The organism is Pseudomonas sp. PDM14 (genome assembly GCF_014851905.1).
Taxonomy (GTDB): Bacteria; Pseudomonadota; Gammaproteobacteria; order Pseudomonadales; family Pseudomonadaceae; genus Aquipseudomonas.
In genome coordinates this window covers 806,699-828,261 of the sequence record NZ_JACVAQ010000001.1, presented here as the reverse complement: position 1 = coordinate 828,261, position 21,563 = coordinate 806,699, and the positions used below count along the sequence as shown (strand labels likewise).

At 62.0% G+C, this 21,563-nt stretch carries 25 protein-coding genes, 1 tRNA gene and 1 pseudogene; 19 read left to right on the top strand and 8 right to left on the bottom strand.

Translation table 11 applies throughout. The features are described from left to right. Window positions 1-759: 759 nt before the first annotated feature. Together IB229_RS03865 and IB229_RS03860 are read left to right on the top strand one after the other, a co-directional pair. Complete coding sequence (locus tag IB229_RS03865) at window positions 760-1,191, top strand: HIT domain-containing protein (RefSeq protein WP_192325132.1); 432 nt, start codon at window positions 760-762, stop codon at window positions 1,189-1,191. Beyond that, on the top strand, window positions 1,188-1,394 hold the full coding sequence (locus IB229_RS03860) for a SlyX family protein (RefSeq protein ID WP_192325130.1): 207 nt from the start codon (window positions 1,188-1,190) through the stop codon (window positions 1,392-1,394). Before IB229_RS03865 ends, IB229_RS03860 begins: the two co-directional genes overlap by 4 nt. Before the next feature lie 47 nt (window positions 1,395-1,441). Here IB229_RS03860 and IB229_RS03855 read toward each other — a convergent pair whose 3' ends face one another. The 5 genes and pseudogenes from IB229_RS03855 to IB229_RS03840 all read right to left on the bottom strand — a co-directional run bounded on the left by IB229_RS03855 (window position 1,442) and on the right by IB229_RS03840 (window position 5,133). Beyond that, window positions 1,442-1,666, bottom strand: a complete 225-nt coding sequence (locus tag IB229_RS03855; protein WP_192329227.1) for a cold shock domain-containing protein — start codon at window positions 1,664-1,666, stop codon at window positions 1,442-1,444. 63 nt (window positions 1,667-1,729) lie between these two features. Continuing rightward, window positions 1,730-2,050, bottom strand: a pseudogene (locus IB229_RS22085) (cold shock domain-containing protein membrane protein); the annotation flags it as partial. Between the two features lie 165 nt (window positions 2,051-2,215). After that, window positions 2,216-3,283, bottom strand: coding sequence for a GGDEF domain-containing protein (locus tag IB229_RS03850; protein ID WP_192325128.1), 1,068 nt, complete (start codon window positions 3,281-3,283; stop codon window positions 2,216-2,218). Between the two features lie 107 nt (window positions 3,284-3,390). Beyond that, window positions 3,391-3,861 carry a Dps family protein gene (locus IB229_RS03845; RefSeq protein WP_192325126.1) on the bottom strand — a complete coding sequence of 157 codons (471 nt, stop codon included), beginning with the start codon at window positions 3,859-3,861 and terminating at the stop codon, window positions 3,391-3,393. A 153-nt stretch (window positions 3,862-4,014) separates the two neighbouring features. Further along, window positions 4,015-5,133 carry an HD domain-containing phosphohydrolase gene (locus IB229_RS03840; RefSeq protein WP_192325124.1) on the bottom strand — a complete coding sequence of 373 codons (1,119 nt, stop codon included), beginning with the start codon at window positions 5,131-5,133 and terminating at the stop codon, window positions 4,015-4,017. Window positions 5,134-5,449: 316 nt separating this feature from the next. Between IB229_RS03840 and aspS the strand changes: the two genes are divergently transcribed. From aspS to nadA, 16 genes are all read left to right on the top strand, one after another. Further along, window positions 5,450-7,225: an aspartate--tRNA ligase gene (gene aspS, locus IB229_RS03835; protein WP_192325122.1), complete on the top strand. Its 1,776-nt coding sequence runs from the start codon at window positions 5,450-5,452 to the stop codon at window positions 7,223-7,225. Window positions 7,226-7,333: 108 nt separating this feature from the next. Next, a complete protein-coding gene (locus IB229_RS03830) occupies window positions 7,334-8,083 on the top strand; it encodes a YebC/PmpR family DNA-binding transcriptional regulator (RefSeq protein ID WP_192325120.1) in 750 nt (249 codons plus the stop codon). A gap of 172 nt (window positions 8,084-8,255) precedes the next feature. Continuing rightward, window positions 8,256-8,780: a crossover junction endodeoxyribonuclease RuvC gene (gene ruvC, locus IB229_RS03825; RefSeq protein ID WP_192325118.1), complete on the top strand. Its 525-nt coding sequence runs from the start codon at window positions 8,256-8,258 to the stop codon at window positions 8,778-8,780. A gap of 19 nt (window positions 8,781-8,799) precedes the next feature. Next, the gene (ruvA, locus tag IB229_RS03820) at window positions 8,800-9,405 is read left to right on the top strand and encodes a Holliday junction branch migration protein RuvA (RefSeq protein ID WP_192325116.1); all 606 of its coding nucleotides are present in this window, start codon (window positions 8,800-8,802) and stop codon (window positions 9,403-9,405) included. Beyond that, a complete protein-coding gene (ruvB, locus tag IB229_RS03815; RefSeq protein ID WP_192325114.1) occupies window positions 9,406-10,458 on the top strand; it encodes a Holliday junction branch migration DNA helicase RuvB in 1,053 nt (350 codons plus the stop codon). It begins immediately after the preceding gene. A gap of 54 nt (window positions 10,459-10,512) precedes the next feature. After that, the gene (gene ybgC / locus IB229_RS03810) at window positions 10,513-10,959 is read left to right on the top strand and encodes a tol-pal system-associated acyl-CoA thioesterase (RefSeq protein WP_192325112.1); all 447 of its coding nucleotides are present in this window, start codon (window positions 10,513-10,515) and stop codon (window positions 10,957-10,959) included. A 2-nt stretch (window positions 10,960-10,961) separates the two neighbouring features. Beyond that, the gene (tolQ, locus tag IB229_RS03805; RefSeq protein ID WP_192325110.1) at window positions 10,962-11,657 is read left to right on the top strand and encodes a protein TolQ; all 696 of its coding nucleotides are present in this window, start codon (window positions 10,962-10,964) and stop codon (window positions 11,655-11,657) included. A 10-nt stretch (window positions 11,658-11,667) separates the two neighbouring features. After that, window positions 11,668-12,126: a protein TolR gene (tolR, locus tag IB229_RS03800; protein WP_192325108.1), complete on the top strand. Its 459-nt coding sequence runs from the start codon at window positions 11,668-11,670 to the stop codon at window positions 12,124-12,126. Then, window positions 12,126-13,079: a cell envelope integrity protein TolA gene (gene tolA, locus IB229_RS03795; protein ID WP_192325106.1), complete on the top strand. Its 954-nt coding sequence runs from the start codon at window positions 12,126-12,128 to the stop codon at window positions 13,077-13,079. Before tolR ends, tolA begins: the two co-directional genes overlap by 1 nt. Then, window positions 13,076-14,377: a Tol-Pal system beta propeller repeat protein TolB gene (tolB, locus tag IB229_RS03790; RefSeq protein ID WP_192325104.1), complete on the top strand. Its 1,302-nt coding sequence runs from the start codon at window positions 13,076-13,078 to the stop codon at window positions 14,375-14,377. Before tolA ends, tolB begins: the two co-directional genes overlap by 4 nt. A gap of 57 nt (window positions 14,378-14,434) precedes the next feature. Further along, window positions 14,435-14,932, top strand: a complete 498-nt coding sequence (gene pal, locus IB229_RS03785; RefSeq protein ID WP_192325102.1) for a peptidoglycan-associated lipoprotein Pal — start codon at window positions 14,435-14,437, stop codon at window positions 14,930-14,932. A 6-nt stretch (window positions 14,933-14,938) separates the two neighbouring features. Continuing rightward, window positions 14,939-15,763, top strand: a complete 825-nt coding sequence (ybgF, locus tag IB229_RS03780; protein WP_192325100.1) for a tol-pal system protein YbgF — start codon at window positions 14,939-14,941, stop codon at window positions 15,761-15,763. A 117-nt stretch (window positions 15,764-15,880) separates the two neighbouring features. Further along, entirely contained in the window at window positions 15,881-16,528 is a 648-nt protein-coding gene (queE, locus tag IB229_RS03775) for a 7-carboxy-7-deazaguanine synthase QueE (RefSeq protein WP_192325098.1), read from the top strand. A 2-nt stretch (window positions 16,529-16,530) separates the two neighbouring features. Beyond that, window positions 16,531-17,205 (top strand): 7-cyano-7-deazaguanine synthase QueC, encoded by a 675-nt coding sequence (gene queC / locus IB229_RS03770; RefSeq protein ID WP_192325096.1) that lies wholly within the window; start codon window positions 16,531-16,533, stop codon window positions 17,203-17,205. Window positions 17,206-17,260: 55 nt separating this feature from the next. Beyond that, window positions 17,261-17,336, top strand: a tRNA-Lys gene (locus IB229_RS03765). A gap of 106 nt (window positions 17,337-17,442) precedes the next feature. Continuing rightward, the gene (gene nadA, locus IB229_RS03760; protein ID WP_192325094.1) at window positions 17,443-18,501 is read left to right on the top strand and encodes a quinolinate synthase NadA; all 1,059 of its coding nucleotides are present in this window, start codon (window positions 17,443-17,445) and stop codon (window positions 18,499-18,501) included. Between the two features lie 53 nt (window positions 18,502-18,554). Here nadA and IB229_RS03755 read toward each other — a convergent pair whose 3' ends face one another. After that, window positions 18,555-19,988 (bottom strand): M48 family metalloprotease, encoded by a 1,434-nt coding sequence (locus IB229_RS03755; protein WP_192325092.1) that lies wholly within the window; start codon window positions 19,986-19,988, stop codon window positions 18,555-18,557. A 108-nt stretch (window positions 19,989-20,096) separates the two neighbouring features. Here IB229_RS03755 and IB229_RS03750 point away from each other — a divergent pair, with 108 nt between their 5' ends. After that, window positions 20,097-20,333 (top strand): sulfurtransferase TusA family protein, encoded by a 237-nt coding sequence (locus tag IB229_RS03750; protein ID WP_192325090.1) that lies wholly within the window; start codon window positions 20,097-20,099, stop codon window positions 20,331-20,333. Window positions 20,334-20,393: 60 nt separating this feature from the next. Here the strand turns inward: IB229_RS03750 and IB229_RS03745 are convergent, their stop codons facing one another. Together IB229_RS03745 and IB229_RS03740 are read right to left on the bottom strand one after the other, a co-directional pair. After that, window positions 20,394-20,867 (bottom strand): peroxiredoxin, encoded by a 474-nt coding sequence (locus IB229_RS03745; protein WP_192325088.1) that lies wholly within the window; start codon window positions 20,865-20,867, stop codon window positions 20,394-20,396. 10 nt (window positions 20,868-20,877) lie between these two features. Continuing rightward, window positions 20,878-21,435 (bottom strand): glycine cleavage system protein R, encoded by a 558-nt coding sequence (locus tag IB229_RS03740; RefSeq protein WP_192325086.1) that lies wholly within the window; start codon window positions 21,433-21,435, stop codon window positions 20,878-20,880. Window positions 21,436-21,563 lie beyond the last annotated feature (128 nt).

The following is a 21,563-nucleotide window of genomic DNA, read 5'->3' as shown; positions in this document are numbered from 1 at the left end:
GCGACACTTGCCTCGGAATCGCTACGATTTATTTATCTCGACGTCGCAAATCAGCAATTCCCATGTCGCAATTTCATAGCTTTTTCAGTCGCTTCGACAGGTTTTCCATGACATCTGAGGCATCTATTGCACGCCCCATGCGGGTTCACCGTAGTGCAACCAAGTCGCTTGTCGAAGCGGTTTAGCGGCTGATGAGTCGCATGTGCATGTCACCCGTCGCGGTATTGGTTTCTTAGCAACAACCGTGCACAAAATGCCTGTCTGATTTCAAATGTGATGAATTTCCGCTGAAAAATAGTGTCGTGGGCTGGTTGTCGTTTCGTTGGAGCCTCTGTCTCCTACGTTCAAACCCCCGCGAAATCAGGGCCTTGGCCACGTGCAGCGGTGTGTGCCGGCTTTGCTGGTGTTACCGATTTGCAGGTTGAATTGTGCCGATGGGGAGAAAAGGTATCGCCGGTACGCTTTGCAATGTAGCCCAAAGTATTGGTTGTGCTCGATTCTGGTGCGGTGGAGGTGTGAAGGGGTTCAAGTTACCGACCATTGGCTTGAGCTTGCCTCGGGATTCGGTATCCCGGGGCTCCGTGATATGGCGCGGCGCGGGGCATGGTCTGCTTTGGTGCCTGCTTTGTGGTCATGGTTTTTTGTGGTGCGGCTCATAGGTTTGCTGGTGTCATTACTGGTGGCAGCCCCAGGTGACTCTTCCGGTATCCTAGGCCGCTATTCTGTGCGCTCACGTGATGTCAGTTATTAGGAGTGGATATGTTTGTTCTTGATTCTCGTTTGCAGGGTGACACGCTGCTAATCGGTAACTATCCACTCTGTCAGTTGTTGTTGATGAATGATGCGAGTTATCCCTGGTTCATTCTGGTGCCGCGCCGGGAGGCGGTGAGTGAGCTGTTTCAACTCGACCTTGATGATCAGCGGGCGCTCTGGCGGGAGACAACGCATCTGGCCGAGGTGCTTAAGGATGCATTCATCGCCGACAAGATGAATGTTGCCACGCTGGGCAATGTGGTCAGCCAGCTGCACATGCATGTGGTTGTGCGGCGGCGCAGTGATGCGTCGTGGCCGGCGCCGGTATGGGGTAAGCATCCGGCTGTTCCCTACAGTGATACCCAGGTGGCGGAGTTGCGCACGCGATTGCGCGGGGTGTTGGGCGGCGACTTCAGCTTTGCCGAGGTTGGAGCATGAGTCTGGAGCAGCGCATCATCGAGCTTGAGAGCCGCCAGGCTTTCCAGGATGACACCATTGCCGCGCTCAACGATGTGGTGGTCGAGCAGCAGCGGGCTATCGATCGCTTGCAGCAGCAACTTGCAGTGCTGGCTCGTCGCCAGGAGGATCTGCAGGGACAGTTCGGTATCTCGGAAGATGAGGCGCCGCCTCCACATTACTGACAGCCATAAAAAAGCCCGCTGATCGCGGGCTTTTTTATGTGTGCTATTTAGCGACGGCTGGGCAGTGCTGCGATCACGTCTTCAGCCTGCAGGCCCTTGTCACGGTTCATTACCGAGAACTCGACGCGCTGACCTTCGACCAGGACGCGGTGGCCTTCACCGCGAATCGCCCGAAAGTGCACGAAGATGTCATCGCCGGAGTCGCGGGAGATGAAGCCGAAGCCTTTGGAGGTGTTGAACCACTTCACGGTGCCGGTTTCACGATCACCCAGGTCCTGGCTGGAGGCGCTGGAAGTCGAGGTGTTCGCCTGGCCGAGGTTGGCGGCCAGATGCAGCACCACGGCCAGCGCGAGAATGGCGATGCTCAGCAGGATGGCCGGCTGGCCACCGATCAGAGGCAATGGCGCGAGCAGAATCAGGGATTGCAGAACCACGACCAAAACCAGCAGGGCGCAGGCCAGGCTTTGCAACTGGCTGCGCGCACCGTGATGGTGAATGGGCAGAAGCGGTGCGAGCAACAGGTTGCACAGGCCGAAAATGGCCAGGTACATCGCATCAGGGTTTTGCAGGTAAGGCAGCGCTTCGCTGCGCAGGCTCGGAGTAACGGACAGCAGCAGGGCAGCAGCGCCCGCGAACAGATGGACGATTTTCAACATGTTCAATGAACTCACTATTAAAGCTGGCAATGACGGAAGAGCGGGCTAGGCAGCGTCCTGGTATACGGACTGGCTAGTAGATGCATAGCTCCGCCTATGCCACGAAAGCGTGAGGCCGTCGTGGACACGGGGCGTATTTAACCCCAAAGCGGATGGCTACTCAAATCAAGCGCTTAGCGCTTCTTCCGGGCTGGCGGGGTGGATCTGGTTGCGGCCATTGCGCTTGGCTTGATAGAGGGCGTCGTCGGCGCGAGTCAGCAGGCTTTCGAAGTCATCACCAGCCTGTGCCAAGGCCAGTCCGAAGGAGGCAGTGATGCTGTCCAGCACCTTGTCGGTACTGCGGACCTTGACCCGTAGCGCCTGGATCTTGATGCGCAGTTGCTCGGCGAAGGCATGGGCGCTGTGCAGGTCGAAGCATTCGCGCAGAATCACGCAGAACTCTTCACCGCCGTAGCGTGCCGCCATGGCGCGCGGTGGCAGCAGGTCGCGCAGCAACTGGCCGACGTGTTGCAGTACCCGATCACCCAGTGGATGGCCGTACTGGTCGTTGAATTGCTTGAAGTGGTCGATGTCGAGCATCACCAGGGCAACGCCTTTGGTGTCGGTGCTCAATGCCTGTTCCAGTAAGCGGGTAAAGGCGTTGCGGTTGAAGACGTTGGTCAGGCTGTCCAAGGTAGCGGCGATGTGCGCGCGCTCCAACTGGCTGCGCAGGTGCTGGATTTCGCTCTGCGCCGCGCGAATGCGGTAGAGGAATTTCTCCTGCTGCTCCTGCATCTCCAGAGTGCTCTGTTGCAGATCGTTGAGCACGCTGGGCAGGTCTTCGGTGATCGGTTCCTGCAGGGCGGCGAGGCCCTGGCTCAGGCTCAGCTGGTAGTTCTGCCCACCCACGACGCTGCGCGAGATGTCGCCTTCGATGTCGTCAACCAGCTCGATGACCTGTTTCTGCCCCTGGCGGGCCTCTTCCAGTTCGCCTCGGATGATGTAGTCGCGAAACAGCTTGGAGGCGGTTTCCGAGGGAAAACAGTCGAAGTCGGCGACGGTCTTTTCCAGGCGACGGTTCAGCTCCGGCTCCGTCCCCTTGCTGTATGTGTACCACAGCGCGTAGTGGATGGGATTGGGCGGAATATCATGGCGCATCATCTGCGGAACGGCTTGTTTGAGCAGCGCCGCAGCCTCACGGGTCTCTTCCGGGTAAAGCTCGAGGATGGAGGGGGCTTTCGGCGGATGGCTCATGCACGTCACTGTGACAAGGAAGAGGAGGCAGGTAGTAGCGTAGTCAGGCGCCTCGCGCCTGGCAAAAGACCCGGTCTAGCCGGGTCTTTTCGGGTGCGCCAAGAGTATCAGGCGTCGAGCAGGCTGCGCAGCATCCACGCAGTTTTTTCGTGCACTTGCATGCGCTGTGTGAGCAGGTCGGCAGTCGGCTCGTCACTGACCTTGTCCAGCAGCGGGAATATGCCGCGAGCAGTGCGCACCACGGCCTCTTGGCCCTGCACCAGCAGCTTGATCATGTCCTGAGCGGCAGGTACGCCTTCTTCTTCCTTGATCGAGGAAAGTCGAGCGTAGGCCGCGTAGGTGCCGGGAGCCGGGAAGCCCAGGGCGCGGATACGTTCGGCTATCGAGTCGACGGCCAGGGCCAACTCGGTGTACTGCGCTTCGAACATAAGGTGCAGGGTGTTGAACATCGGGCCAGTGACGTTCCAGTGGAAATTGTGGGTTTTCAGGTAAAGGGTGTAAGTGTCGGCCAGAAGACGGGAAAGACCTTCGGCGATGGCGGCACGATCCTGCTCGGCGATGCCGATGTTGATTTCCATACCTTGTTACTCCTCTCCGGTGGCCGGGGTAGACGCTCCCCGTGATGGGAAAATCCTATCACAGGGTTTTGAGCGGGTGGTTTTGCTTTATGTCAATGAAGCCGATGGCCACTCTCTATGGAATGGTCTTGCGCACTGCGCTGTCGGCCTCATTCACAGGTGCGCCAATTGCGGCCGTTGCTGCAGCAGGTGGTTGAACTGCTCGACCCAGTGCGTACTGAACTGGGTGCCTGCCAAGTTGTTGATTTCCAGAATGGCACGTAGGCGTGGCCGCTTGCTCAGGGTCTGATGAGCGCGTTCGTGGGTGCGGGCATCGAAGGTGTCGACGATGTTGAGAATGAGTGCGCCTGGATGGATTTCACGCTCGCTGAGCCCTTTGGGGTAGCCGCTGCCATCGGCATGTTCCTGGTGTTGCAGGATGATCTCGCCGGCCTCATCCCAAGCCGGCATGCGCTTGAGCAGGTCGAAGGCGAGGCGCGGGTGGGCCTGCATCTGTTTGCGCTCCTCGCGGGTCAGGTGTTGATCCTTGTGCAGGATGTCCAGTGGCAGAAAGGCCATGCCGAAATCATGCAGGCAAACGGCGGTGGCCAGCTGCGCCGGGTTGATCGGACTACCTGCCATCGCATTCATGCCCAGCGCCAGGCTGAGCAAGCGCAGTCCGCGGCCTTGCCAGTAGTGCGAGCGTTGTTCGCTGGCCTGCATCAGCTCGGTGAACAGCAGCAGGTCGGCATCTACAGGAATGCCGTGTCTGCCGAGCAGTTGCTGGATGTCGTTGGGCGCAGCAATTGCGGCGGGCTCCAGGCGTGTTGCCGGATCCAGATGGTGCAGCAGTGTCTGGCGGATCTCCGCTTGCCGCGCGCCGGGAGCGGCGGCCAGGGCGCGCAGTGCCTGGCTGAGGGCGTTACGGGCGTTGTTGTCGAGCCGTGCTGGCGCGCTGTCCAGGGCTTCGGCGAGCTGTTCGCGAAAGTGATCGAGCGAGAGCAGAAGGATGTCGCCCAGCACGCTGTCGAAGCGCATCCGCCCTTCGCGCAGGGCGCTGAGAATATCCTCCAGCGCCTGTGGTAGTGGCATCAGACGCTGGAAGCCGACGATGCCGAGGTTGCCCTTGAGTGTATGCACCTGGCGGAACAGGGCGCGCAGGCGGGTAGTGTCCTCGGGCTGGTGTTCCAGTTCGATCAGCAGCTGCTCGCAGCGTGGTAGCTGTTCCGCCATGTCCAAGCGGAAGTCATCCAGCAGGTCGCTGGCAAGGTCGGCGGGGCGGGGCATGGCCATGGCGGGTCTCCGCGTGGGCTGGACTGACCAGTATAGAAGGCGCGGCGAATGCGGCACGGCGACCGGCTGCGTCGTGCCGAATAACCCTATATAATCCCGCCCCTTGCCCCGGATGCGCCTGTGCGCCTGCCTGCTGCACCGCTGGTCGATTGAGCGACCTGCCGCGCATCCGATTGAAGAAAATGCTTGTCCTGCCCGCTGTAGCGTTCGGTTTTCGGCGGTGAAAGCGACTTCAGGGTGTTGTGATGACCGCCCCGGCCCTGCCGCCTGGCAGGCCCGACGAATTCAAGACTGATTAGAGAAGCGAACCACGATCATGATGCGCAGCCACTATTGCGGCCAGTTGAACGAGAGCCTGGACGGCCAGGAAGTCACCCTTTGCGGTTGGGTCCATCGCCGTCGCGACCATGGCGGTGTGATCTTCCTCGACATCCGTGACCGTGAAGGTCTGGCCCAGGTGGTGTTCGATCCGGATCGCGCCGAAACCTTCGCCAAGGCTGACCGTGTGCGCAGCGAGTACGTGGTCAAGATCGTCGGCAAGGTGCGTGTACGCCCGGAAGGCGCGCGCAACGCCAACATGGCCTCCGGTGCCATCGAAGTGCTCGGTTACGAGCTGGAAGTGCTCAACGAAGCGGAAACCCCGCCGTTCCCGCTCAACGAATACAGCGACGTAGGTGAAGAAACCCGCCTGCGCTATCGCTTCATCGACCTGCGTCGCCCGGAGATGGCCGAGAAGCTCAAGCTGCGCTCGCGCATTACCTCGAGCATCCGGCGCTATCTGGACGAGAATGGCTTCCTCGACGTAGAGACGCCGATCCTCACCCGTGCGACCCCGGAAGGCGCCCGCGACTACCTGGTGCCGAGCCGCACCCACCCCGGCAGCTTCTTCGCCCTGCCGCAGTCGCCGCAGCTGTTCAAGCAGCTGCTGATGGTGGCTGGCTTCGATCGCTACTACCAGATCGCCAAGTGCTTCCGCGACGAAGATCTGCGGGCCGACCGTCAGCCGGAATTCACCCAGATCGACATCGAGACCAGCTTCCTCGACGAGGCCGACATCATTGGCATCACCGAGAAGATGGTGCGCCAGCTGTTCAAGGAAGTGCTGGACCTGGAGTTCGGTGAATTCCCGCACATGACCCTGGCCGAAGCCATGCGTCGCTTCGGTTCGGACAAGCCGGACCTGCGCATTCCGCTGGAACTGGTCGATGTGGCCGATCAGCTGAAAGACGTCGACTTCAAGGTATTCAGCGGCCCGGCCAACGATCCCAAGTGCCGCATCGCCGCCCTGCGCGTACCGGGCGCCGGCAGCATGCCGCGCAGCAAGATCGACGACTACACCAAGTTCGTCGGCAACTACGGTGCCAAGGGCCTGGCCTACATCAAGGTCAACGAGCGCGCCAAGGGTGTCGAAGGCCTGCAGTCGCCGATCGTCAAGAACATCCCGGAAGCCAATCTCAATGTCATCCTCGACCGCGTGGGTGCGGTAGACGGCGACATCGTGTTCTTCGGCGCCGACAAGACCAAGATCGTCTGCGATGCCCTGGGCGCGCTGCGCATCAAGATCGGCCATGACCTGGAGCTGCTCACCAGCCAGTGGGCGCCGCTGTGGGTCGTCGACTTCCCGATGTTCGAAGAGAACGACGACGGCAGCCTGACCGCCATGCACCACCCGTTCACCGCGCCGAAATGCACCCCGGCCGAGCTGGAGGCCAATCCGGCGGCCGCGTTGTCGCGAGCCTACGACATGGTGCTCAACGGTACCGAGCTGGGCGGCGGCTCGATCCGTATTCACGACAAGTCGATGCAGCAGACCGTGTTCCGCGTGCTGGGTATCAGCGAAGACGAACAGCAGGAGAAGTTCGGCTTCCTCCTCGACGCGCTGAAGTTCGGTGCGCCGCCCCATGGTGGCCTGGCCTTCGGCCTGGATCGCCTGGTCATGCTGATGACTGGCGCCAGCTCGATTCGTGAGGTGATTGCCTTCCCGAAAACCCAGAGCGCTGCGGACGTGATGACCCAGGCACCGGGCGAGGTGGATGCCAAGGCGCTGCGCGAATTGCACATTCGCCTGCGCGAGCAGCCCAAGGCCGAATAAGCCGACACAAGAAGCCTGGATTTCCAGGCTTCTTTCATTGTGGCGTGGACGGAGAGGCTCGAACTCCCGCACCGCCGCAACCTTCAGTAGAAAAACACGGAGTGAGTTATGGCCGGTCATTCCAAGTGGGCCAACATCAAGCACCGCAAAGGGCGTCAGGACGCCAAGCGCGGCAAGATCTTCACCAAGCTGATCCGCGAGCTGACCGTGGCTGCCAAGCACGGTGGTGGCGTTCCGGCGGACAACCCGCGCTTGCGCCTGGCCGTGGACAAGGCGCTGACCGCCAACATGTCGCGTGACGTGATCGACCGTGCCATCGCCCGCGGCGCCGGCAACGATGCCGCCGACAACGTCATCGAGCTGAGCTATGAAGGCTACGCGCCGAGTGGCGTGGCCATCATCGTCGAAGCCATGACCGACAACCGCAACCGCACCGCGGCGGAAGTGCGCCATGCCTTCACCAAGTGCGGTGGCAACCTTGGCACCGATGGTTCGGTGGCGTACATGTTCGACCGCAAGGGGCAGATCAGCTTCGCTCCGGGTGTGAGCGAGGATGCGCTGATGGAAGCGGCGCTGGAGGCCGGTGCCGATGACGTGGAAATGGGCGAGGACGGCTCTGCCCTGGTCTCCACCAGCTTTGCCGATTTCCTGGCGGTCAATGAGGCCCTGACGACTGCCGGCTTCAAGGGCGAGGAGGCGGAAATCGCCATGATCCCTTCGATCAGCGCACCGGTCAGCGACCTGGAGACCGCGAAGAAGGTCCTCAAGCTGATCGACATGCTCGAAGACCTGGACGACGTGCAGAACGTCTACCACAACGCCGAAATTCCCGATGAGATCATGGAGCAGCTCGACTGATCGCATCCGGGCGAATGGGCCGGAAGTCGTCGGGTCTGCAGCGCCCGCAGGCTTCCGGCTTTTTTGTTGGTGAGCGGCGGGTGACGCCGTGGGTCTGCCCGCTCTATACTCGCGCCTGGATAAATAGACAGTATGTCGCCCTCGCGGGCGCCGCTTCGAACGGAAGGCAGGCATGACGCTGATTTTGGGCATCGACCCCGGCTCGCGGATCACCGGTTACGGCGTGGTGCGTGATGTCGGCCGTGGTTGCGAGTATGTCGCCTCGGGCTGCATCCGCACGGGCAGTGGCTCTTTGCCGGAGCGCCTGCAGGCGGTCTACCGCGGCGTGCGCGAGGTGATCCGCAGTCACGGGCCGGTGACCATGGGCATCGAACAGGTGTTCATGGCGAAAAACGCCGACTCGGCGCTCAAGCTCGGCCAGGCCCGTGGTGCGGCGATCGTCGCCGGGGTGGAGGAGGGGCTGGATGTCTCCGAATACACCGCCAGCCAGGTCAAGCAGGCCATTGCCGGCACCGGTGGTGCGGACAAGCAGCAGGTGATGATGATGGTGATGCACTTGCTCAAGCTGGTGCAAAAACCGCAGATCGACGCCTCCGACGCCCTGGCCATCGCCCTGTGCCATGCCCATCATCGACAGAGCCTGATTCCCCATGGCCTGGTCGCCGCCAAACGCCGCGGCGGCCGGCTGCGCCTGTGAAGATTAAGGAAGCCCAATCGTGATCGGACGCCTGAAAGGCACCCTGGCGGAAAAGCAGCCGCCGCATTTGATCGTCGACGTCGGCGGTATTGGCTACGAGCTGGAAGTGCCGATGACCACCCTCTATCGCCTGCCGCCGCTGGGTGAGCCGGTGACCTTGCACACTCATCTGGTGGTTCGTGAAGACGCTCATCTTCTGTACGGCTTTGCCGAGAAGCGCGAGCGCGAGCTGTTTCGCGAGCTGATTCGCCTCAACGGCGTCGGTCCCAAGCTGGCCCTGGCGCTGATGTCCGGGCTGGAGGTCGACGAGCTGGTGCGCTGCGTGCAGGCCGGCGATACCTCGACCCTGGTCAAGGTTCCCGGCGTCGGCAAGAAAACCGCCGAGCGCCTGCTGGTCGAACTCAAGGATCGCTTCAAGGCTTGGGAGAGCATGCCGTCCATCGCCACGCTTGTGGTTGAACCCCGTGCCGGCCTGGCAGTCTCAAGCGCGGAGAATGACGCGGTAAGCGCATTGATTTCCCTCGGCTTCAAGCCGCAGGAGGCCAGCAAGGCCGTGGCCGCAGTCCAGGAGGAAGGCTTGAGCAGTGAAGAGTTGATCCGCCGTGCGCTGAAGGGAATGGTCTAGGTGATCGAAGCTGACCGTCTGATAACTGCCAGCACGCGCGACCGCGACGAGCAGCAGGACCGCGCCATTCGCCCGTTGAAACTGGCCGAGTACATTGGCCAGCCCAGCGTTCGCGAGCAGATGGAGCTGTTCATCCAGGCCGCTCGCGGGCGCCAGGAAGCGCTCGACCACACGCTGATCTTCGGCCCGCCCGGTCTGGGCAAGACCACCCTGGCCAACATCATCGCCCAGGAAATGGGCGTGGCCATCAAGAGCACCTCGGGCCCGGTACTGGAGCGCCCTGGCGATCTCGCCGCGCTGCTGACCAACCTCGAGCCGGGTGATGTGCTGTTCGTCGACGAGATTCACCGCCTTTCACCCATCGTCGAGGAAGTGCTGTACCCGGCGATGGAAGACTTCCAGCTCGACATCATGATTGGCGAGGGCCCTGCCGCGCGCTCGATCAAGCTCGACCTGCCACCGTTCACCCTGGTGGGCGCGACCACGCGCGCGGGCATGCTGACCAATCCGCTGCGCGACCGCTTCGGTATCGTCCAGCGTCTGGAGTTCTACAACACTGCCGACCTCGCAACCATCGTGTCGCGCTCGGCCGGCATTCTCGGGCTGACCATCGAAGCCGAAGGCGCCTATGAGATCGCCCGCCGGGCGCGTGGCACGCCGCGGATCGCCAACCGTCTGCTGCGGCGCGTACGTGACTTCGCCGAAGTGCGCGGCAATGGCGAGATCAGTCGTTCGGCCGCCGACCTGGCGCTCAACCTGCTGGATGTCGACGAACGTGGCCTGGATCACCAGGACCGGCGTCTGCTCCTGACCCTGATCGACAAGTTCGATGGTGGTCCCGTGGGCATCGACAGCCTGGCCGCGGCCATCAGCGAAGAGCGGCATACCATCGAGGATGTGCTGGAGCCGTACCTGATCCAGCAGGGCTACATCATGCGCACGCCGCGGGGGCGGGTGGTGACACGGCATGCCTACCTGCATTTCGGCCTGAACGTGCCGAAGCGCATGGTTGACGCACCGGTCGCCGACCTGTTCGCCGGCGGAGATGATTAGTTAAAAAAACAAGGGCTTTGGCCGATTGGCAAGGCTGGGAGTAAGCACTAGAGTATGCGCGCGCAAAACGAGGCTCGGCCTTTTGCCCATCGCTGTCGGGTTTATTACGAAGACACCGATGCCGGCGGTATCGTCTACTACGTCAATTACCTCAAATTCATGGAGCGGGCTCGTACCGAGCGGCTGCGTGATTTGGGCTTTGCCCAGTCGGCCCTGGCCGATGAGGGCCTGTTGTTCGTCGTACACTCGGCCGAAGCGCGTTATCACGCACCGGCGAAGCTGGACGACGAATTGTCGATCACTGCCGATGTAATCGAATTGAACCGTGCCAGCCTGCGCTTTCGTCAACAGGTAAGGCGGGTCGCGGATGAGGTGCTGCTCTGTGAAGGGCAGTTCGTGGTGGCCTGTGTCGGCACCGACAGTTTGAAACCCCGTGCCATGCCCGGAGCGCTGCGTGCAGCCTTCGCTGGTATAGCGGGTCTACCCCCTGCAGGAGAGTAAGCGTGGAAGCCAACGCCGTTGACCATATGTCCATGTGGAGCCTGATCAGCAACGCCAGTATCGTGGTGCAGCTGGTCATGCTCATTCTGGTGGCCGCCTCGGTCACCTCGTGGATCATGATCTTCCAGCGCAGCACCATGCTGCGTGCCGCCAAGAAATCGCTCGATGTCTTCGAGGAGCGCTTCTGGTCGGGTATCGATCTGTCCAAACTGTACCGTCAGGCCGGCAGCAACCCGGACCCGGACTGTGGCGTGGAGCAGATCTTCCGTGCCGGCTTCAAGGAGTTCTCGCGCCTGCGCCAGCAATCGGGTGTGGACCCGGATGCGGTGATGGACGGCGTGGCGCGTGCCATGCGTGTGGCCATCTCGCGTGAGGAAGAGAAGCTCGAGCAGAGCCTGCCATTCCTCGCTACCGTCGGCTCGACCAGTCCGTACATCGGCCTGTTCGGCACCGTGTGGGGGATCATGAACTCCTTCCGCGGTCTGGCGCAGGTGCAGCAGGCCACCCTGGCCACTGTGGCTCCGGGTATCGCCGAGGCACTGATCGCCACCGCCATCGGCCTGTTCGCTGCGATCCCGGCGGTCATCGCCTACAACCGCTTCGCCGCTCGCGGCGAGATGCTGATTGGCCGCTACTACACCTTCGCTGACGAATTCCAGGCGATCCTGCACCGCAAAGTGCATACCTCGGAAGACTGAGGCTCAGCTCATGGCCAGAATTCGCAACAGACGCAAGCCAGTCGCCGAGATGAACGTCGTGCCGTACATCGACGTCATGCTGGTGTTGCTGGTGATCTTCATGGTGACCGCGCCGATGCTCAACCAGGGCGTCAAGGTCGACCTGCCCAAGGTGTCCAGCGAGGCGCTGCCGCAGGACAACAATTCCCGCGTGCTGACCGTCTCCATCAAGGCCGACAAGACCTACTACTGGAACATGGGTGAGGAAGTGGACCCGGACCAGGGGAAACAGAGCGAGACCGCTACCGAGTTGCCCAAACTGGTGCAGACGGTGACCGCGATCATGAGCCAGAACGCGGCTCAGGGTAAGAAGGTCCAGGTCTTCGTGCGCGGCGACAAGTCAGTCGATTACGGCTCGGTCATGGCCGTGATGGGTGGTCTGCAGCAGGCTGGCGTGGGTAACGTCGGGCTGATCACCGAGGCGCCTTGATGCAACAGAGCGCACGCTCCTCCTCGGAAAGCTACTTCTGGCCAACCATCTGGGCAGTGGGCCTGCACGCCCTGATGTTCGCCATGTTGTTCGTCAGCTTTCATTTCGCGCCCGAATTGCCGCCGGCCAAGCCGATCGTGCAGGCGACCCTGTATCAGCTGAAGTCACAGAGCCAGGCGACCACCCAGACCAATCAGAAGATTGCCGGCGAAGCGAAGAAAACCGCTGCCCGCCAGTACGAGCAGGAACAGCTCGAGGCGAAGAAGGAAGAACAGCAGAAGCAGGAAGCCGCGGAACAAAAGAAAGCCGAGGAGGCCAAACAGGCTGAGGTGGCGAAGAAGCAGTCCGAGGCCGAGGCGAAGAAGGCCGAAGCTGCTGAAAAGGCCGCCGAACAGAAGAAGCTCGCCGACGTCGCCAAGAAAAAGGCCGAGGACGAGAAGAAGAAAGCCGCTGAGGAAGCCAAGAAGAAAGCTGCCGAAGCCGCGAAGAAAAAAGCTGCAGAAGAGGCCAAGAAGAAGGCCGCTGCTGCGGAGCAGAAGAAAAAAGCTCAGGAAGCTGCGCGCAAGGCGGCTGCCGACAAGAAGGCCGCGGCCCTGGCCGAACTGCTTTCCGATACCACCGAACGTCAGCAGGCGCTGGCGGATGAGGTGGGTGATCAGGTGGCGGGCAACTACGATGACCTGATTCGTCAGCTGGTCTCGCAAAACTGGAGCCGCCCACCTTCGGCGCGCAATGGTATGCGAGTGGTTGTGCAGGTGAACATGCTGCCCGATGGCACCATCACCAACGCATCCGTGTTGAACTCCAGTGGCGATTCCGCGTTCGATAGCTCGGCGGTAACCGCTGTGCGCAACGTGGGTCGTATTACCGAAATGCAAGGCATCAGCCCAAGCGATTTTGCCCCTTACCGGTCATTCAAAATGACATTCACGCCCGAGGATCTGGACCTGTGATCACTATTCTGAGAGGACTTCTGCTCGTTCTCTGCTGCTCGACAGGCCTTGCCCTGGCCGAGGACAAGAACATTTCCATCACGGAAGGCTCCAACCGCGCGATTCCGATCGCCGTGGTCCCGTTCGGTTGGCAGGGTGGCAATGTGCTGCCGGAAGACATGGCCGAGATCATCGGCAACGATCTGCGCAACACCGGTATGTACGAGCCGATCCCGCGGCAAAACATGATCAGCCTGCCGACCCAGGCCAGCGAAATCATCTACCGCGACTGGAAGGCCCTGGGCGCCCAGTACGTGATGGTTGGCAGCATCGTGCCGAACGGTGGTCGCCTGCAGGTGCAGTTCGCCCTGTTCAACGTGGCGACCGAGCAGCAAGTGGTGGCCGGCAATGTGGGCGGCACCCCCGATCAACTGCGCGACATGGCGCACCATGTGGCCGACCAGGCATTCGAGAAGCTCACCGGTGTGAAGGGCGCGTTCTCCACCAAGATGCTCTACGTGACAGCCGAGCGTTTCTCTGCCAGCAACACCCGTTACACCCTGCAACGCTCCGACTATGACGGCGCGCGTGCGGTGACCTTGCTGCAGTCGCGCGAGCCGATCCTCTCGCCGCGCTACGCACCGGATGCCCGTCGCATCGCCTATGTATCGTTCGAGCAGCGTCGTCCGCGCATCTTCATCCAGCACATCGATACTGGTCGCCGTGAGCAGATCACCAACTTCGAAGGCCTCAATGGTGCCCCGGCATTCTCTCCGGACGGCAGTCGCCTGGCATTCGTGCTGTCCAAGGACGGTAACCCGGAAATCTACGTGATGAACCTGGGTACCCGTCAGCTGCAGCGCGTAACCAATCACTACGCCATCGACACCGAACCCTTCTGGGGCAAGGATGGGCAGACCATCTACTTCACCTCTGATCGCGCCGGCAAGCCGCAGGTCTACAAGCAGAACATCGCTTCGGGTGCCGTTGAGCGTGTGACCTTCACCGGGAACTACAACGCCAACCCGAAACTTTCCGCCGATGAGAAGACCCTGGTGATGATCCACCGTCAGGATGGTTTCACCAACTTCAAGGTGGCGGCGCAGGACCTGATGACCAGTCGTATTCGGATTCTTTCGGAGACCAGTCTGGACGACTCGCCTACTGTTGCGCCCAATGGCGCCATGCTAATCTACGCCACCCGCCAGCAGGGCCGGGGCGTGCTGATGCTCGTCTCCACCAATGGACGTGTCAGGCTCCCGATTCCCACCGCCCAAGGCGATGTTCGGGAACCGTCCTGGTCTCCCTACCTGAACTGATGCGGTACCAACACGTTTTGCGTTAAACACACCTGGGGTTTCATTAGGAGTTACATCATGGAAATGCTGAAATTTGGCAAATTTGCCGCTCTGAGCCTGGCTCTGGCCGTTGCTGTTGGTTGCTCGTCCAAAGGCGGCGACAACTCTGGCGAAGGCGCTGTTGACCCGAACGCTGGCTACAATGCCGGTAACAGCGGTGTTGACGGTTCCCTGAGCGAAGAAGCTGCTCTGCGCGCCATCACCACTTTCTACTTCGAATACGACAGCTCGGACCTGAAGCCGGAAGCCATGCGCGCTCTGGACGTTCACGCCAAGGACCTGAAAGGCAACGGCGCTCGCGTCGTTCTGGAAGGCCACACTGACGAGCGCGGCACCCGCGAGTACAACATGGCTCTGGGCGAGCGTCGTTCGCAAGCCGTTCAACGTTACCTGGTTCTGCAGGGCGTTTCCCCGGCTCAGCTGGAACTGGTTTCCTACGGCGAAGAGCGTCCGGTTGCCACTGGCAACGACGAGCAGTCCTGGGCCCAGAACCGTCGCGTCGAACTGCGTAAGTAATTCGCCATGCGTAAGTGCCTTCGTGTAGTAACTTCGTTGGCCTTGTTCCTGCCGTTCGCGGCAGTGGCAGAGGTGCCTGTGGTGGATGGCAATGCCGGTTACGGCAGTAGCAGTAGCTATCCGCCTGCGGGTTACGGCACGAATGGCGCCTACGCCGGGGGAGGGGCTACGGCCCCGACCTCGGCGCAGGGTGAGCTGTTCATGCAGTTGCAGCAGATGCAGACAGAAATTGCCCAGCTGCGCGGCATGGTCGAAGAACAGCAGAATCAGATTCAGAGCCTCAAGCAGGAAAGCTTGGCGCGTTATCAGGACTTGGACAGTCGCCTGTCTAGTGGTGCCGCTGGCGCTGCAGCTCCTACCCAGAATTCTCCAGCCGACGGCGCGATCAATGCCGGCGGCGCTCCCGCAGCACCTGCCGAGCAGGCGCCTGCGGCAAGCAACGAACCTGCCGATCCGGCCAAAGAAAAGCTGTACTACGATGCGGCTTTCGACCTGATCAAGGCCAAGGATTTCGAGAAGGCCAGCCAGGCCTTCAACGCTTTCCTGCGTAAATACCCGAACAGCCAGTACGCCGGCAACGCCCAGTACTGGCTCGGCGAAGTCAACCTGGCCAAAGGCGACCTGCAGGCCGCTGGCAAGGCCTTCGCCACCGTTAGCGTGACCTATCCGACCCACGCCAAGGTGCCGGACTCGCTGTTCAAGCTGGCCGATGTCGAGCAGCGTCTTGGCAACACCGACAAGGCCAAGGGCATCCTGCGTCAGCTGGTCTCGCAGTTCCCCGGTTCGTCGGCCGCTCAGCTGGCCCAGCGTGATCTGCAGCGTCTGCCCTGACAAACGCCTGACCGTTACTCAGAAAACCCGCGCCTGTCGCGGGTTTTTCGTTAGAATCGCGACCCTTTTCCCGCAACGGAGGCGGATGGCCTGTTTAGCCGTCACGCCCGGTGCCCTATGCAAGAAACCCTGCGCATTACCGAGATTTTCTACTCGTTGCAGGGCGAAACGCGTACCAGTGGTTTGCCCACGGTATTCGTTCGCCTGACTGGCTGTCCATTGCGTTGCCAGTATTGCGACACCGCCTATGCCTTCAGTGGCGGCGAGGTCATCAGCCTGGACGCCATCTGCGAACAGGTCGCTCGCTACAAGCCCCGCTACGTTTGCGTGACCGGTGGCGAGCCGCTGGCCCAGCCCAACTGCATCCCTTTGCTCGAGCGCCTGTGTGATGCTGGTTACGAGGTGTCCCTGGAAACCAGTGGTGCCTTGGATATCGCCGCCACCGACGTTCGCGTCAGTCGTGTGGTCGACCTGAAGACGCCGGGCTCGGCGGAAGTCTCGCGCAACCTCTATAGCAACATGGCGCACCTGACCCGCAACGATCAGGTGAAGTTCGTCATTTGCTCGCGCGAGGACTACGACTGGGCGGTCTCCAAGCTGATCGAGTATCGCCTCGATCAGCGCGCCGGCGAGGTGCTGTTTTCGCCCAGCCATCAGCAGGTCAGTGCGCAGGCGCTGGCCGAGTGGATCGTCGCCGACAACCTGCCGGTGCGTTTCCAGCTGCAGCTGCACAAGATCCTGTGGAATGACGAGCCGGGGCATTGAGCATGACGGACAAGAAAGCGGTGGTGCTGCTCTCCGGCGGCCTGGACTCGGCGACCATTCTGGCGCAGGCCAAGGCGGCGGATTTTGCCTGCTACAGCATGAGCTTCGACTACGGTCAGCGGCACCGTGCCGAGTTGCAGGCCGCGGAGCGCGTGGCGCAGCAGCTTGGCGTGGTCGAACACAAGGTGATTGGTCTCGACCTCAATGGCATCGGCGGCTCGGCGCTGACCGACAACTCCATTGCCGTGCCAGAAGGTCCGACCGAAGGAATTCCGGTGACCTACGTACCCGCGCGCAACACGGTGTTCCTGTCGCTGGCGCTGGGCTGGGCCGAAGTGCTCGGCGCCCATGACATCTTCATCGGCGTGAACGCGGTGGACTATTCCGGCTACCCGGATTGCCGGCCTGCCTTCATCGAAGCGTTCGAGCGCGTAGCCAACCTGGCAACCCGTGAAGGGGTGGAGGGCAGCGGCTTTCGCATCCAGGCGCCGCTGCAGAATCTGAGCAAGGCGCAGATCGTCGAGATCGGCCTGCGGCATGGTGTTGACTATGGCCTCACCGTGTCGTGCTACCAGGCGGATGGCGATGGGCGTGCCTGTGGCCGTTGCGACAGCTGCCGTCTGCGCGCGGCCGGTTTTGCCGCCGCCAAGGTGGCCGATCCCACCCGATATGCCTAAGTTTGTTCTGGGGTGTTGATTTTCTGATTTAAATCAGTATCATGCGCCCCGCGTTGGGTCGTTAGCTCAGTTGGTAGAGCAGTTGGCTTTTAACCAATTGGTCGTAGGTTCGAATCCTACACGACCCACCACTCCCTCCTTCGCAGCACCTCTTCCAACATTCTCCATCGAGCCACTCGCCACCTTCGTTGGCGCGTATAATCGGCCGCACTGAAAGCATATTCAGAGCCTGATGACATGACTCAGATTTCCGAACGCCTGCTCGTCCAGGCCCATCTCGATGCCAAGCAGCCGGTACCGTTGACCGCCGAGCAGGAAGCCTTCTATCGCAGTGAAATCGCCGCCGAGCTGAAGAAGCAGAATGCCGTGCTGGTCGCCCACTACTACTGTGATCCGGTGATCCAGGCCCTGGCCGAGGAAACCGGCGGCTGCGTGTCCGACTCCTTGGAAATGGCCCGCTTCGGCAACCAGCATGCGGCGCAGACCGTGGTGGTCGCCGGGGTCAAGTTCATGGGTGAGACGGCGAAGATCCTCAACCCGGAAAAGCGTGTATTGATGCCGACCCTGGAGGCGACCTGCTCGCTCGACCTGGGTTGTCCGGTCGACGAGTTTTCCGCGTTCTGCGACCAGCATCCCGAGCGTACCGTGGTGGTCTACGCCAACACCTCGGCGGCGGTGAAGGCGCGGGCCGACTGGGTGGTGACCTCCAGCTGCGCGCTGGAAATCGTCGAGAGCCTGATGGACAACGGCGAGACCATCCTCTGGGCGCCGGACCAGCACCTGGGGAGTTACATCCAGCGCGAGACCGGTGCCGACATGCTGCTCTGGGACGGTGCCTGCATCGTCCACGAGGAATTCAAGTCGCGCCAGCTGCTCGACATGAAGGCGCTGTACCCGGACGCCGCGGTGCTGGTGCACCCGGAGTCGCCGGAGGCGGTGATCGACCTGGCGGATGCGGTGGGCTCTACCAGCCAGTTGATCAAGGCGGCGCAGACCCTGCCGAACAAGACCTTCATCGTCGCCACCGATCGCGGCATCTTCTACAAGATGCAGCAGCTGTGCCCAGACAAGGTCTTCGTCGAGGCACCGACTGCCGGCAACGGTGCGGCCTGCCGCAGCTGCGCGCATTGCCCGTGGATGGCGATGAACACCTTGCAGCGCACGCTGCAGTGCCTGCGCGAGGGCAGCAACGAGATCCTCGTCGAGCCATCGCTGATCCCGCGGGCGATCAAACCGCTGAAACGCATGCTCGATTTCACGCAGGCCGCGAGGCTGAGGTTGGCGGGTAACGCTTGATCTACGCGCGAAAAAAGCCCGGCCTGTGCCGGGCTTTTTTGTCGGCGAGGTGATCAGCGCATCATCTTCTCGATGGCATTCTTCTCGTCCTGCAATTGCTTCTGCCGCGCGTCGATGCGCGAAGCCAGCGGGAAGTTGCTGCTGGCACGGCGCTTGGCCAGGTCCAGTTGCGACAGCGCCTGGTCGTAGTCGCCGACCAGGGCGAAGAACTCCGCTCGCGCCTGGTGCAGGCCGATGATGTTGCCGGCCATGCCGCGCACCTCGGCGACCTGATACCACACGTCCGGGTCGTGCGGACGCGAGCCGAGCAGCTGGTTGAGTGCCTGCTCGGCATCCTTGGGCTGATTCTGCTTGAGCATCAGGTCGATGCGCATCTGCTCCAGCGGGTAGCTGTGCGGATACTGGCTGCGCAGGCGCTCGACGCGCTGGCGGGCATCGGCGACGCGGTTGTTGGTGATGTCGAGGTCGACCATCGCCAAGTTATAGGTCAGGTCGTTTGGTGCGCGGCTGAGCAGTTCTTCCAGCCCGGCGCGGGCTTCGTTGAGCTGGCCACCCTTGGTTTGGGCGATGGCCAGGCCGTAGCGCGCGACGTCCAGTTTGGGGTTGTCGTCGAGCATGGCGCGAAAGCGTTTGCCGGCGATGCCCGGGGTTTCCTCGAAGGTCAGTTGCACGCGGGCGCGCAACAGTTGATAACGCAGGCTGTCCTCGGTGCCGCCGGGCTTGTACTGCTCGGCCCGGTTGCGGGTGTCGGCAATACGCGACTCGGACACCGGGTGGGTCAGGAGGAATTCCGGCGGCTTGGCGTCGTAGCGGTACTGGCGCATCAGGCGCTCGAACATGCTCGGCATGGCGCGCGGGTCGTAGCCAGCTTTCTCCAGGTTGAGCAGGCCGATACGATCGGCTTCCTGTTCGTTCTGCCGGGAGAAGCGGCGCTGCTCCTGGATCGCTGCGGCCTGAGTCGACATGATCGCGGCCATGCCGGCATCACCGGCGCCGGCGGCTGCGGCGATGATGCCGGCAAGCATGGCGGCCATCATCGGCACCTGCATGCGCTGCTGGGCTTCGAGGCCGCGGGCGAAGTGGCGTTGCGACAAGTGCGCCAGTTCGTGGGCCAGTACCGAAGCGTATTCGGCTTCTGTCTGCGCATAGAGGAACAGGCCGCCGTTGACGCCGATGATCCCGCCGGGTGCGGCGAAGGCGTTCAGTTGCGGGCTCTTGAGCAGGACGAACTCCAGGCGCCGGTCCTGCAGCTGGCTGGTCTCGGCCAGGCGGTACACGCTGGTTTCCACATAGTCCTTGAGCTGCGGGTCGGACAACTGGTCGACCTGGCCGCGCAGCATGCTCAGCCAGGCGCGGCCGAGCTGGTGTTCCTGTTCGGGGGAGACGATCGAGGAACTGGAGTCGCCCAGGGAAGGCAGGTCATCGGCGATGGACGGCTGGGCGAGCAGGCAGGCGATGGCGAGCAGTGAAGGGCGCAGGAGGTTCATGCACGGGGCTCATCGAGAACAAGGGCTCTACTGTAGCCGCCTGGCCACGCGACTGGCCAGGGTTGCGCGCCCTTGGATATGCTTTGCATCATTTTTGGGAGCGGATCGATGACTGACGTACTGTTTGATGCCGAGGTGGATGCCTCCGGCCTGAGTTGTCCGATGCCGTTGCTCAAGGCCAAGCTGGAGCTCAATCGCCTGGCCAGCGGTGCGGTGCTCAAGGTGACGTCTACCGATGCCGGCTCGCAGCGCGACTTCCGCGCCTTCGCTCGCCTGGCCGGTCATGAGCTGCTGCGCGAGGACGAGGAGGCCGGTGTGTTCCGCTACTGGCTGCGCAAGGCGTGACTTACCGGAAATGAAAAAGGGCCGCTGATGCGGCCCTTTTTCGTTGCGGCTGGCTGGTTTTCAGCCCTTGTGCAGCGCCTGTGCGGCGGCGAGCACGGCGTCGACGTGGCCCGGTACCTTTACGCCGCGCCACTCCTGGCGCAGCACGCCTTTCGCGTCGATGAGGAAGGTGCTGCGGTCGATACCCAGGTATTCCTTGCCGTAGAGCTTCTTCAGCTTGATCACGTCGAACAGCTGACAGAGCGCTTCGTCCTTGTCGGAGATAAGTTCGAAGGGGAAGCCCTGCTTGGCCTTGAAGTTCTCGTGGGACTTGAGGCCGTCACGCGAGACACCGAAGACCACCGTGTTGGCCGCGGCGAAGGCTTCGTGCTGGTCGCGAAAGCCCTGGCCCTGGGTAGTGCAGCCCGGCGTGCTGTCCTTGGGGTAGAAGTAGAGCACCACTTGCTGGCCTTTCAGTGCGCTCAGGGACACGCGCTGATCGCTGGTGGCCGGCACGTCGAAGTCGCCGACGGGTTCGTTGAGGGTCACGCTCATCGGTTGCTCCTTACGGGTTCTGCGGGCGCCAGGGTTCGATCAGGGCGTCGAGGTTGAGCGAGTCGGCGAAATCGAGGAACTGGTCGCGCAGCCAGCTGATCTGGGTGCCGGCCGGCAGGGTCACGGTCAGCGTGGCGTTGAGCAGCGTGCCGCCAGTCTGCGGAGCCTGGTAAGTGTCGCAGGTGATGTTTTCCAGTTCGACATTGTGGTCGCTGAAGAACTGGCACAGCTCGTTGAGGATGTCCGGACGATAGACGCAGCTGACGTAGGCCACGTAGGGCAGCGCCTGCGGACGGTTCTCCATGGCGCCGCTGCGGGTCATGTTGACGTTGAAGGCGTGCTTCTTGGCCAGCACCGGCAGCGCGGCCTCAAGACGTGCCAGGGCATCCCAGCTGCCACTCACCTGCAGGATCAATGCGCTGTATTCGCCATGACGGGTCAGGCGGGTACTGACGATCGCGCAGCGGTTCTCCTGGCTGGCTCGGCACAGGATGCTGGTCAGCTCCATGGGGTTGGCGCCGAGGGCACTGATGACAAGAAATTGTTCGCGAACCGTGGGGGTGGACATGCAGCGTTTCCTAGAGCGATGAGTGCGCGCGGCGCGATGGGCCGTGCAAAGAGGGGAGGGTAGCGAAAAGCACCGCTCAGGGGAATGCCGAAACGGCGTGCGCACAGGCCGGTACGTCGGTTTGTCCG